Source organism: Azospirillum cavernae (assembly GCF_003590795.1).
Taxonomy (GTDB): domain Bacteria; phylum Pseudomonadota; class Alphaproteobacteria; order Azospirillales; family Azospirillaceae; genus Azospirillum; species Azospirillum cavernae.
In genome coordinates this window covers 461,213-472,875 of the sequence record NZ_QYUL01000003.1, presented here as the reverse complement: position 1 = coordinate 472,875, position 11,663 = coordinate 461,213, and the positions used below count along the sequence as shown (strand labels likewise).

The following is an 11,663-nucleotide window of genomic DNA, read 5'->3' as shown; positions in this document are numbered from 1 at the left end:
GGAAGCCGCGCTTCGCCCGGTCAAGCCGTCCTGCTGGCGGAGCGCTGGCGAGCGCCGGTGTCTGGAGGCAGCAATAGGATATACTAGTATATCAGTCAAGCGGGAATCCATCGCCCCACGAACAGAGTTGTCCGCCAACAGTGTGTAGCCCGGCTTCATATCGCCCTCGACGAAGGCTGATTCTTGTAGTACAGCTACAAAATCAACCTGTGGACCCCCCATGCTCGCCAGCCTGCACGCCTCCCTGCCGCATCTGCGCCGCGCCGAATTGGCGGTGGCTCAGGTTGTGTTGGCGGCGCCGGACGCGGTGGTGGGCGACAGCATCGCCCAGCTCGCCGCGAAGGCGGAGGTCAGCGAGCCGACGGTGGTCCGCTTCTGCCGGGCGGTGGGGTTCGCCGGGTTCCAGGATTTCAAACTGCGCCTCGCCCAGCATCTGGCGGCCAGCGCCGCGCGGGCGCAGGTCGCGGACGGCGCCTTGGCCCTGGTGCGCGATCTGTCGCCCGACGACAGCGTGTCGAGCGCGGCGGAAAAGGTGATGAACCGATCCATCGACGCGCTGGTCCGCCTGCGCGACACGTTGGACGCCACGGCGCTGGAACGCGCCGCGCGGCGGCTGACTCAGGCGGGCCGGGTGGAGATCGTCGGCGTCGGCGCGTCGGGATCCGTCGCCATCGACGCCCATCACAAGCTGTTCCGCCTGCTGCCCTCGGTCGCCGCGTCGTCGGACGCGCATTTGCAAACCATGGCGGCGGCGACGCTTGGCCCCAACGACGTTCTGTTGACGATTTCCAAGACCGGCACCAGCGCCGAGATCCTCGACGCCGCGACCATCGCGCGCGACGGCGGCGCCTGCGTCATCGCCATCACCAGCGCCCGCGCGCCGCTGGCGGCGCTCGCCGATCTGCTGCTGGCGGTGGAGGTGGACGAGGACACCGCCGTGCACACGCCGATGGCCTCGCGCCTGGCGCAATTGGCGCTGGTGGACGCGCTGACCGTCGCGGTCGGCCTGCTGTCGCCGCCCGAAACCAACCAGCGGCTTGCCCGCATCAAGGCCGCGCTGCGCGGTCGCCACCGGATGGCGGTCGTTCCGCCAGCCGCCCAACCGCTCGCCAATCTCTTGCCCGCGAAGGACGCGCCATGACCGACACCCCCGCCGCGATTCTCGACCAGCTCGCCGCCTTTGGCGTGGTGCCGGTGATCCGCAACAGCTCCGCCGATCTGGCGCGCACCGCCATGACGTGGCTGCGCGAGGCGGGTTACGGCACCTTTGAAATCACCATGACCACCCCCGGCGCGGTCGGCCTGATCGCCGAGCTGAGCGCCCAGGGCGGCGCCCTGATCGGGGCCGGAACCGTGCTGACCGCCGCCGGCGTCGCCGAGGTGGTCGCGGCGGGCGCCCGCTACGTCGTTTCCCCCTGCGTCGTGCCGGAGGTGGCCGCCGCCTGCCGCGCCCATGGCGTGGCCTGCCTGATGGGCGCGTTGACCCCGACCGAGGTCCACGCCGCCATTCTGGCCGGGGCCGACGCCATCAAGATCTTCCCGGCCTCCACCGTCGGCCCGGCGCACATCAAGGCGCTGAAATCGGTGTTCCCCGGCGTGCGCTTTGTCCCCACCGGCGGCATCGACGCGGGCAACGTCGCGGCCTATGTCGCGGCGGGCGTCGCCTGCGTCGGCGCGGGCGGCAAGCTGGTCGATGAATCGCTGGTCAAGCGCGGCGACCGCGACGGAATTTTGAACGCTGGACGCCAGCTTCTGGACGCTTACAAGGCGGCCAAGGCGGCGTGACCTGGAGCGGGGGGCGGGTCGATACGCCCCCCGCTCCATTTTTCTTTTGTCAGAATTGCTGTCAGGCGCGCAGGTAGCTCCAGCCCTCGGCCTGCGCCTCGGCGATGTCGAGAACCGCCGCCGGAACCACCGTCAGCCCGCCCGCCTCGCGGCCCAGCGCCTTCAGGCTGTTGCCGCAGATCCGCAGCACGGAATCGGTCGCCGGATCGGGCTGGTCCAGCGCCGCCGCGACCGCCCCGGCGTTGGCGACGATGCGAATCTCCGCGTCGGGCCGCAGTTTCCGCAGATTGGCGGCGTTGCGCCGCCCCCGTTCCAGCGCGCCCGGCGTCGGCGCGTGGATGACCAACCGCAACAGCGCTTGTTCCATGGTTCAGCCCGCCTTCGCCGCTTCGTAAAAGGAATGGTCGAACAGCGCGTCGATGTCCACCGGATCGGTGATTTGCCCCAGGCTTTGCTGGAAGGCCTGCATCCGCTTGGTGGAATCCACGATGCGGCGCGGGTCGTCGACGAAGTTGGTGGCGCCGGAGGTCAACGCCGCCCGCATCACCGCCGGTTCGATCAACCCCTTGCCAATCGCCTCGGTGACGATCACCGCTGTCCGGTCGGGGTTGGCGTTGGCGAAGGCGGTGGCGCGGATGTGCAGCTTGACCAGCGTGGCGACCGCCGCAGGGTCGCGCTTGATCGCCGCCTCCGTCACCGCCAGGATCGCGCCGGGCTGTTGCGGGAACAGGCTGCCCGCCTTGGCGACGATGCGCGCGTCGGGCAGGCGGGTTTGCACCAGCGTCAAGGTCGGTTCCAGGATCGACGCGCCATCGACCGCGCCCGACAGCAGCGCCTGCTGCACCTGCTCGTCGCCCATGCCGACGATCTGAATGTCGCTGGCGGGGATCTTCGCCACCTCTTGCGTCCAATAGCGCAGCACCGTGTCGGGGACGGAACCGGCGGGCAGGCTGGCGATTTTGGCCGGGCGGCCCTGCGCGGCGCGGAAGGCGGCGAATCCCTCCGCCGGGCTGGACGCGCTGGCGGTGACGGCGGCAAACGGGCCGCGCCCGATCAAGGCGACCTGATCGATGACGTTCGCCGCGACCACCTTCACCGCCACCCCCTTGGAGCGCGCGATCATCACCGGGCCGATGCCGACATAGGCGACGTCCAGCGTGCCAGAGGCCAAGGCCTGAATCATCGCCGGACCCGATTGGAAGCTGGTCAGCGTCAACTCCAACCCCGCCTCTTTCGCCCAGCCCTCTCGCGACAACACGTAAAGCTGGGTCATCGGGATGATCGGGATGTAGCCGACCCGCAAGGGCGTGGCGGCGGCGGACAGGCGCGGCAGCGCGACGCTTCCGGCCAGAGCGACGGCGGACGCCAGCAGGGCGCGGCGGTTCATCGGCATTCTCAAAAATCCCCTTGTGATCCCGCCCGCAGGGTACGGTGTGAATTGGCGGAAGACAATTCACCTTTTCAGTGATTTTTGAACGAGTATTAAACGACTTTACTTTGTTGTTGTGGATCCTTTCGCGCCTCCGCTTGGCATTGAACGGCGGTGGGTTCGGCGCGTATCCTTCCGCCAACGACAAAGACGGGAAGGAACACGCCATGGTGGGGAAAATTGCGCTGGGCGGCGCGGTCGCGCTGGCCCTGACAGTCGGAACGGCCTGGGCCGCCGACATCGTCGTCGAGCAACAGAACAAGGCTTTCACGCCGACCTCGGCGGCCGCGCAGGTTGGCGACACGCTGACCTTCACCAACGGCGACCTTTACACCCACAACATGTTTTCCGGCACGCTGGGGCACGAGTTCAATTTGGGCGGCCAAAGTCCGGGCGAAAAGAAAAGCATCACGCTGACCAAGGCCGGAACCTTTGAGGTGGAATGCCAAATCCACCCGCGCATGCATCTGACCGTCACCGTGAAGTGATCGGCCCGCTCCGCTGATGCTCGATCACATTCCCATCCGTTACAAGCTGACCCTGGCCTTCGCGCTGATCCTGGCGATCACGGCGGTCGGCGGCTGGTTCGGCGTGTCGGCGGTGACGGAGGTTGGACGGCTGGTCGTGACTTTGTACGACAAGCCGTTGCAATCCATCGACTTCAGCCGGTCCGCCCAGCTTCATGTGCGGGCGATGGTGATGGCCCAGCGAGTCGCCTCGCTTGGCGAGCCGCACATGGCGGAAAACGCGCGCGCCGAATACCGCGCCGCGCGGGACGAGTTCGACGACGACGTCGCCGTCGCCCGCCGCCGCGCCTCCAGCGACGCGCTGCGCCAACGGCTGGACGAGGTCAGCGCCCTGATCGTCCAATGGGACGCCCTGATTCCGCCGAACGTCTCGACCGCGATGGACAACCCGGCGATTCATGATCTGAGCCGCCGCATCCTTGGCACCATTGATCTGGCGGTGGAGAACGCCAAGTCGGACGGCTTTTATTTCGTCGAGAACGCCCGCGCCCAAGCCGCCGAAACCCGCCAGACCACTCTGGTGATCGTTGTCGCCGTCGTGCTGGTCGGGCTGCTGGTCGCCGCCTTGCTGACCCGCAACATCGTCCATCCGCTCAACCGCGCGGTGCGCATGGCTGAAACCATCGCCGGGGGGCATCTGAGCGAATCCGTGGCCAGTCTGCGCCGGGATGAAAGCGGCAAGCTGTTGCGCGCCATGGAGGTGATGCGGGCGCAACTGCTGCTGCGGGTCGAGGCCGACCGCCGTTTGGTGGAATTGGAACGCGAAAGGCGGGTCAATCTGGGGCGCTATCTGGATCCGAAGATCGGCGAATGGCTGGCCGACAACAGCCCGGAAACCGTGCGCGCGGGCGCGCGGCAGGAGGTGGGGATTCTCTTCACCGACATTCGCGGCTTCACCCGCCGGGCGGAAAGCCTGGACCCGACGGCGCTGGGCCGCTTCGTCGGCGAATTCCGCGCCTGCGTCGCCGCGTCCGCCACCGCCCATGGCGGGGTGATCGACAAATTCATCGGCGACGCCGCCATGCTGCTGTTCGGCGTTCCCCACCCGCGCGACGGCGCGGCGGCGGACGCGCTGGCCTGCGCGCAAGATCTGCTGGAACGGGTCGCCGCCTGGAACGCCGAACGGGCCGAACGGGGGGAGGATGCGGTGCGCATCGGCGTCGGCGTCCATTGGGGGCCGGTCTTTTGCGGGGCTGTCGGCGACGATGTTCGGTTGGAATACACGGTGCTGGGCGACACGGTGAACGTCGCCGCCCGGCTTCAGGACGAAACCAAAACCGCAGGGGTTCCGCTGATCGCGTCAAAGGCCGCGCTCGCCGCTGCGGGCGTACTGGCGGGGGGACTGGACGGGGCCGGACAGCCGCAGGGGGCGGGTTGGCGCGCCCTGCCGTCCAAGGAACTGCGCGGGCGCGACGGCGTTATGGAGCTGTTTGGCTGGGCGCCCGCCGCACCAGAGTCACGTTCAACAGCAGGCTGAGCAAAGCCGAGCCGCAGATCACCATGCCCATCGGCCCCGCCGTGCCGTTCGCCAGCAAGCCGACGACCCAGCCCGCCACGCTGCCGACGCTGAATTGCAGCATCCCGGCCAAGGCCGAGGCGGTGCCCGCCATGTGCGGAAAGGACTGCATGGCGCAGGCCATGGCGTTGGCGTTGATGAGCGCCATCATCGCCATGAACAGCAGCAGCGCGCCGACCAGCCCCCACAGGCCGCCCAGCCCCAGCGCCGCCACAACCAGCACCAGCAACCCAGCGGCGGCGGCCAGCATGGTCCCGATCCGCAGGATCCGCTCCGCGCCAAAGCGCATGACGATGCGGCTGTTGACCGTGCTCATCGCCATCATGCCGACGATGTTGATGCCGAAGAGAAAGCCGAAATTCTCCGGGGCCACCCCGAACAGGTCGATGTAGACAAAGGGCGAGCCGGAGATGAAGGCGAACATCCCGCCATAAATGCAGGCGCTGCCAAAGGCGTAGCCCAGATAGGAACGGTTGGTCAGCAATTGGCGGTAGGACAGGGCGAGCGTCATCGGGCGCAGGCTGCTGCGCCGGTCGCGCGCCAATGTTTCCGGCAGGGTGAACAGCGCCAGCATGGCGATGGCGCCGAAAATCCCCTGCCCCCAGAAAATCCAGCGCCAGTTGGCCCAGACCAGGATTTGCCCGCCGATCAACGGCGCGATGATCGGGGCCGCGCCCATCACCAGCATCATCATCGACAAGGTGCGGGCGGCGCGGTCACGCTCGAACACGTCGCGGATCATGGCGCGGACCAGCACCGGCCCGGCGCAGGCCCCCACCCCCTGGATGAAACGCCAGCCCGCCAGATGAGCGATGTCGCTGGACAGCGAACAACCGACGCAGGCGACGGCGTACAGCAGAATGCCGATGGCGATTGGCCCGCGCCGCCCGAAACGGTCGCCCAACGCGCCCCAGATCAATTGACCGACGCCAAAGCCCAGGAAAAAGGCCGACAGGGTCCATTGCACCTGATCCTGGGTCGCCCGCAAATCGACGCCGATGGTGGGCATTCCCGGCAAATACATGTCGGTCCCCATCGGTCCGAAGGACGTGAGAATCCCAAGAGCGGCCATGAAATAGGGGCTGTTGGCGGGCGACAGGGCGCGGACGGCGGCAAGACGCGCAAGCATCGGACATCCAGAGGTGGGGATCGCGGGGGAGGGTATAGAAAAGGTCAGACAGCAAACACGAACAGTGAGCGTGCAAACGCGCCACGGAAACCCCCTGTCTTGGAATGGCAGCCCTGCCCGCAGGGCGATTGAGCGGGCGCCGGGCGTTAATCGAACGCTGTGGAGAGTTTTTCCCTCATCGCACGCCCTTGCGGCGCCTTTCCCCTGGATGCGCGGCGCGCTCCGTGGCTAACTTTGACTCCTGATTGCCGCCCCCTGACAAAAGGCCGCGCCATGACGCCCCTGTCCCGCCGTTCGGTTCTGGTTCTGGGCGCTTCCAGCCTCGCCGCCGCCACCGCGACTTGCGGTTCGTCCCTTCCCGCCTTGGCCGCCGCCCCGGCCAATTTCGTTCCCGGCCTTGTCTACGCCGTCGGGCAGAAGTTCGACAAAAGCTTCAACGAGGGGGCCTTCACCGGGGCGGAGCGCTTCAAAACCGCCACCGGCCTGTCCTATCTGGAATATATGCCGAACAACCTGGCGCAGTTCGACCAGGGGGTCGCGGCGCTGGTCCGGCGCGGGGCCACCGACATCGTCACCATCGGCTTTTACTACGCCACCGCCCTGACCAAGCTGGCCCCCCGCCACCCCGATCTGCGTTTCACCATCGTGGATTCGGTGGCCGAAGGGCCGAACATCCGGTCGATCACCTTCAAGGAGCAGGAAGGCTCCTTCCTGGTCGGCGTGCTGGCGGCGCTGGCCTCGAAAACCGGGACCGTGGGCTTCGTCGGCGCGCTCGACATTCCCTTGCTGCGCAAATTCATCGCCGGATTCACCCAAGGGGCGCGGCACGCGCGCGGCGATATTACCGTTCTGGTCAATTTCGTCGGGACCACCGCCGACGCCTTCAACGACCCGACCACCGGGGCGGAGGTGGCGCGCAGCCAGTTCCAGCGCGGGGCCGACGTGGTGTTCGCCGGGGCGGGCGTGTCGAATTTCGGCGTGTTCGCCGCCGCCAAGGATGGCGGACGGCTGGCCATCGGCGTGGACAGCAACCAGAATTATCTCTACCCCGGCACCATCCTGACCTCGATGCTCAAGCGCGTCGATCTGGCGGTGGACGCCGCCTTCCAGGCCGGTCAACGCGGAACCTGGACGCCCGGCCCGCGCGTGCTGGGGCTGGCCGACGGCGCCGTCGATTACGCGGTCGATGAAAACAACCGCGAGCTTCTGACCCCGGCCATGCTGAACGCGGTGGAGGAGGCCCGCCGCGCCATCATCGCCGGACGGATTCCGGTGTCCGACGGGGCCTGATCCGCGCCGTTTCCGCCCGCCTCGCGCGCCCGTTTCGCCCCCTGTTTCGTCATCGTCCGTTCGGCCTATCGTTTTCTTCTTGATATACTCGTTTCGAGCAAATATGGTTTTGCTCGAAACGAGTATTTTGGAGCGCCCGATGCCCGACGCCGCTGGCCCCGCCGCCCTCGCCTTCACGCCCGCGATCGCCGAGGCGACGGCCCCGATTTACGAACGGATGAAACGCGTCGTTCCCGCCATCGAATGGCCGTTTCACGCCCCGCTGATCCACGCGATCAACCAACTGAAGCGCGAACGCAACGCCGTCATCCTCGCGCACAATTACCAGACGCCGGAGATCTTCCACGGCGTGGCCGACATCGTCGGCGACAGCCTGGCGCTGGCCGCCAAGGCGACGCAGACCGACGCGGACGTCATCGTCGTGGCGGGCGTGCATTTCATGGCGGAGACGGCGAAGCTGCTGAACCCGTCCAAGACCGTGCTGATCCCCAGCCGCAACGCCGGTTGCTCGCTGGCCGATTCCATCACCGCCGCCGACGTCCGCCTGCTGCGCGAGGCGCATCCCGGCGTGCCGGTCATCGCCTACGTCAACACGTCGGCGGAGGTGAAGGCGGAGGTGGACATCTGCTGCACGTCGGGCAACGCGGTGGAGGTGGTGGAATCGCTGGGCGTGGACCGCGTGCTGTTCCTGCCCGACGAGTATCTGGCGAAATACGTCGCCACCCAGACCAAGGTCGAGATCATCGCCTGGAAGGGCCATTGCGAGGTGCATGAGCGTTTCACCGGCGCGGAGATCACCGAATTCCGCAACCGCTTTGATCGGTTGACCGTGATCGCCCACCCGGAATGCCCGCCCGACGTGCTGGCGGCCGCCGATTTCGTCGGCTCCACCGCCCGGATGATCGACTTCGTCGGCACTGAGAAGCCGCCGCGCGTGCTGATGGTGACGGAATGCTCGATGAGCGACAACGTCGCCGCCGCCTCCCCTGACACGGAGTTCGTGCGGCCCTGCAACCTGTGCCCGCACATGAAGACGGTGACGCTGGCGAGCATCCTCGACTCCCTGCAAACGCTGGAGCCGCGCGTGGAGATCGCCCCCGCTCTGGCCGACCGCGCCCGCCGCTCGGTCGAACGGATGCTGGCCGTCAAACCGAAGTGAGGGAATTCCCCCTCTCCCCCCCGGGGAGAGGGACGGGGTGAGGGGGATGCGCCGCGAACCGTCACGGAACAGGCGCCGCCCCCCGTTGACGCCGCCCCGTTGATGCGAACGCCCTTTGTGAACCTGTCGCCGTGCGTCCCCCTCACCCCAAACCCTCTCCCCGGGGGGGAGAGGGGGGAGATGGCGGGAAGCCACCCAACCCTGGTGAGGGAACCATGACCAACACGCCGTATCAGGTTCGTGACGCCGAGGTCATCGTCGTGGGGTCCGGGTTGGCCGGGATGACGGCGGCGCTGGCGCTCGCCCCGCGCGCCGTCACGCTGCTGACCAAAACCGCCGATCTGCCGGGCGGGTCGAGCCTCTACGCCCAGGGCGGCGTCGCCGCCGCCATCGGTCCCGGCGACCGCCCGGAGGATCACGCCGCCGACACGCTCGCCGCTGGGGCCGGGCTGGTGGACGCCGCCATGGCGGCGCTGCTGACCCGCGACGGGGTCGCCCAAGTGCGCGCCATGCTGGCCGACGGCCTGCCCTTCGACCGCGACGCCGATGGCGCGCCGCTGCTGGGGCGGGAGGCCGCGCATGGAACTGCCCGCATCGTCCACGCCGGGGGCGACGCCACCGGGCGCACCCTGGTTCTGGCGCTGGCCGAGCGACTGCGCGCCGCGCCGTCGGTGCGGGTGGAGGCCGAGGCCTTCGCCGTCGATCTGGTGATGCGCGGCGCCCGCGTCTGCGGCCTGCTGGCCATGCACCCCGACGGTTGGGTGTTTCACCGCGCCCCGCGCGTCATTCTGGCGACCGGCGGGGTGGGCGCCGCCTTCGCCCGCACCACCAACCCGGCGGAGGCGACCGGCGACGGGCTGGCGTTGGCCGCCCGCGCGGGCGCGCGGCTGGCCGATCTGGAGTTCGTGCAGTTCCACCCGACCGCGCTCGACGTCGAGGCCGACCCCCGCCCGCTGCTGACCGAGGCGCTGCGCGGGGCGGGCGCCACCCTGCTCGACCGCGCCGGACGCCGCTTCATGCTCGACGAACATCCGTTGGCCGAACTGGCGCCGCGCGACGTCGTGGCGCGGGCCATCGGCGCGCGGATCAAGGCGGGGGAGCGAGTCTTCCTCGACCTGCGCCCGGCGCTGGCCGCCAAGCCCGATGGCTTCCCCACCGTGCTGGCGATCTGCGCCGACCATGGCTTGGATCCGTTCAAGGAACCGATGCCGGTCGCCCCCGCCGCGCATTACCACATGGGCGGCATCGTCACCGACGCCGACGGGCGGACCAGCCTGGATGGGTTGTGGGCCTGCGGCGAGGTCGCCTGCACCGGCGTGCATGGCGCGAACCGGCTGGCCAGCAACTCGCTGTTGGAAGCGCTGGTGTTCGGCGCGCGGGTCGCCCGCGACGTCGCCGAACGGGCGTTGGCCCCGCTGCCGCCCTTCGCCCTGCCCACTCCGCCCGCCGTCGCGGCGGAGGTCGGCGGCGCGCTGCTCGACGCGCTGACGGCGGAATCCCGCCGCGTGCTGTATGAGGGGGCCGGGCTGGTCCGCGACGGGCTGGGGCTGCTGGCCGCCCGGCGCAAGCTGGGACGGCTCGCCGCCGCGCTCGACAGCCTGCGCGGCGAGGAGGCCGACGGGGACGCCGCCATCACCCCCGTCATCGACCCCGGCGCCGTCCGTCTCTGGGGCGAGGCGCGCAACCGGCTGCTGATTGGTCGCCTGATCGTTCACGCCGCTTTGGCGCGCGAGGAAAGCCGGGGGGCGCATTGCCGCGCCGATCACCCCTTGCCCAACCCGGCCTTTGGCCGCACCGCTGAAAACCGCACGCTCACCCTCACCGATTTGGCCGGTCCCACCGGCCCGCTGCCCGGAGACGCCGCATGCTGCATCCTTTGACCGTCGAACCGATCATCCGCGCCGCGCTGGCCGAGGATCTGGGGCGGGCGGGCGACATCACCACCGACAGCATCATCCCCGCCGACGCGGTCGCCACCGCCCGCATCGCCGCGCGCAAGGATGGCCGCGTCGCCGGTTTGGAGGCCGCGCTGATCGCCTTCCGCCTGCTCGACCCCGGCGTCGCCGTTCAGATCGACGTGGCGGACGGCGGCGACGTGCGCCCCGGCGGGATCATCGCCACCCTGAGCGGATCGGCCCGCGCCCTGCTGACCGCCGAACGCACCGCCTTGAACGTCATGGGCCGCCTGTCCGGCATCGCCACCGCCACCCGCGCGCTGGTCCGCGAAGTGGACGGGACCAAGGCGCGCATCGTCTGCACCCGCAAGACCACCCCCGGCCTGCGCGTGTTGGAAAAGCATGCGGTCAAGCTGGGCGGCGGTTTCAACCACCGTTTCGGCCTGGACGACGCCGTTCTCATCAAGGACAACCACATCGCCGTGGCGGGCGGCGTCCGCGCGGCGGTGGAGCGGGTGCGCGCCAACATCGGCCACATGGTGAAGGTGGAGGTCGAGGTGGACACGCTCGACCAGTTGGACGAGCTGCTGGGCCTGCCGGTGGACGTGGTGTTGCTCGACAACATGGATCCCGACACGCTGCGCCGCGCGGTGCGGATGATCGACGGTCGGCTGCTGGCCGAAGCGTCGGGCAACGTGACGTTGGCCACCGTGCGCGCCATCGCCGAAACCGGGGTGGACATGATCTCCTGCGGCTGGCTGACCCACAGCGCGCCCAACTTGGATCTGGGTTTGGACATGTGAGGACGGGCGCCGCCCCGATTTGAAAGGTGATGCGGACGGCGAACTGTCCGCGTCTCCACACACCTGTCGGAACGGCGGACAGGTCGCCGCCGGAACCGCCCCCGCCACGCCCCTGTCAGACCCGGCCAAA

The 11,663-nt window shown here is 68.9% G+C and carries 11 protein-coding genes; 8 read left to right on the top strand and 3 right to left on the bottom strand.

Going from position 1 to position 11,663, the window contains the following annotated elements; translation table 11 throughout:
• Positions 1-220: 220 nt before the first annotated feature.
• Complete coding sequence (locus D3877_RS21860) at positions 221-1,141, top strand: MurR/RpiR family transcriptional regulator (protein ID WP_119832884.1); 921 nt, start codon at positions 221-223, stop codon at positions 1,139-1,141.
• On the top strand, positions 1,138-1,785 hold the full coding sequence (locus D3877_RS21855; RefSeq protein WP_119832883.1) for a bifunctional 4-hydroxy-2-oxoglutarate aldolase/2-dehydro-3-deoxy-phosphogluconate aldolase: 648 nt from the start codon (positions 1,138-1,140) through the stop codon (positions 1,783-1,785). Before D3877_RS21860 ends, D3877_RS21855 begins: the two co-directional genes overlap by 4 nt.
• 61 nt (positions 1,786-1,846) lie before the next feature.
• Here the strand turns inward: D3877_RS21855 and D3877_RS21850 are convergent, their stop codons facing one another.
• The gene (locus tag D3877_RS21850) at positions 1,847-2,152 is read right to left on the bottom strand and encodes a DsrE family protein (protein ID WP_119832882.1); all 306 of its coding nucleotides are present in this window, start codon (positions 2,150-2,152) and stop codon (positions 1,847-1,849) included.
• Between the two features lie 3 nt (positions 2,153-2,155).
• Positions 2,156-3,178 carry an ABC transporter substrate-binding protein gene (locus D3877_RS21845; protein ID WP_199720886.1) on the bottom strand — a complete coding sequence of 341 codons (1,023 nt, stop codon included), beginning with the start codon at positions 3,176-3,178 and terminating at the stop codon, positions 2,156-2,158.
• Positions 3,179-3,381: 203 nt separating this feature from the next.
• Between D3877_RS21845 and D3877_RS21840 the strand changes: the two genes are divergently transcribed.
• Both D3877_RS21840 and D3877_RS21835 read left to right on the top strand, forming a co-directional pair.
• Positions 3,382-3,702 carry a cupredoxin domain-containing protein gene (locus D3877_RS21840; RefSeq protein ID WP_147395253.1) on the top strand — a complete coding sequence of 107 codons (321 nt, stop codon included), beginning with the start codon at positions 3,382-3,384 and terminating at the stop codon, positions 3,700-3,702.
• A gap of 16 nt (positions 3,703-3,718) precedes the next feature.
• Positions 3,719-5,218, top strand: a complete 1,500-nt coding sequence (locus tag D3877_RS21835; RefSeq protein ID WP_119832880.1) for an adenylate/guanylate cyclase domain-containing protein — start codon at positions 3,719-3,721, stop codon at positions 5,216-5,218.
• Here D3877_RS21835 and D3877_RS21830 read toward each other — a convergent pair.
• Positions 5,160-6,386, bottom strand: a complete 1,227-nt coding sequence (locus tag D3877_RS21830; protein WP_119832879.1) for a Bcr/CflA family multidrug efflux MFS transporter — start codon at positions 6,384-6,386, stop codon at positions 5,160-5,162. The two genes, D3877_RS21835 and D3877_RS21830, sit on opposite strands and share 59 nt — an antisense overlap.
• Before the next feature lie 273 nt (positions 6,387-6,659).
• Here D3877_RS21830 and D3877_RS21825 point away from each other — a divergent pair, with 273 nt between their 5' ends.
• The 4 genes from D3877_RS21825 to nadC all read left to right on the top strand — a co-directional run bounded on the left by D3877_RS21825 (position 6,660) and on the right by nadC (position 11,533).
• Positions 6,660-7,676, top strand: coding sequence for a BMP family lipoprotein (locus D3877_RS21825; protein ID WP_119832878.1), 1,017 nt, complete (start codon positions 6,660-6,662; stop codon positions 7,674-7,676).
• A gap of 139 nt (positions 7,677-7,815) precedes the next feature.
• Positions 7,816-8,835, top strand: coding sequence for a quinolinate synthase NadA (nadA, locus tag D3877_RS21820; protein WP_119832877.1), 1,020 nt, complete (start codon positions 7,816-7,818; stop codon positions 8,833-8,835).
• Between the two features lie 215 nt (positions 8,836-9,050).
• Complete coding sequence (locus D3877_RS21815) at positions 9,051-10,715, top strand: L-aspartate oxidase (RefSeq protein WP_119832876.1); 1,665 nt, start codon at positions 9,051-9,053, stop codon at positions 10,713-10,715.
• Positions 10,700-11,533 (top strand): carboxylating nicotinate-nucleotide diphosphorylase, encoded by an 834-nt coding sequence (nadC, locus tag D3877_RS21810; RefSeq protein WP_119832875.1) that lies wholly within the window; start codon positions 10,700-10,702, stop codon positions 11,531-11,533. Before D3877_RS21815 ends, nadC begins: the two co-directional genes overlap by 16 nt.
• Positions 11,534-11,663 lie beyond the last annotated feature (130 nt).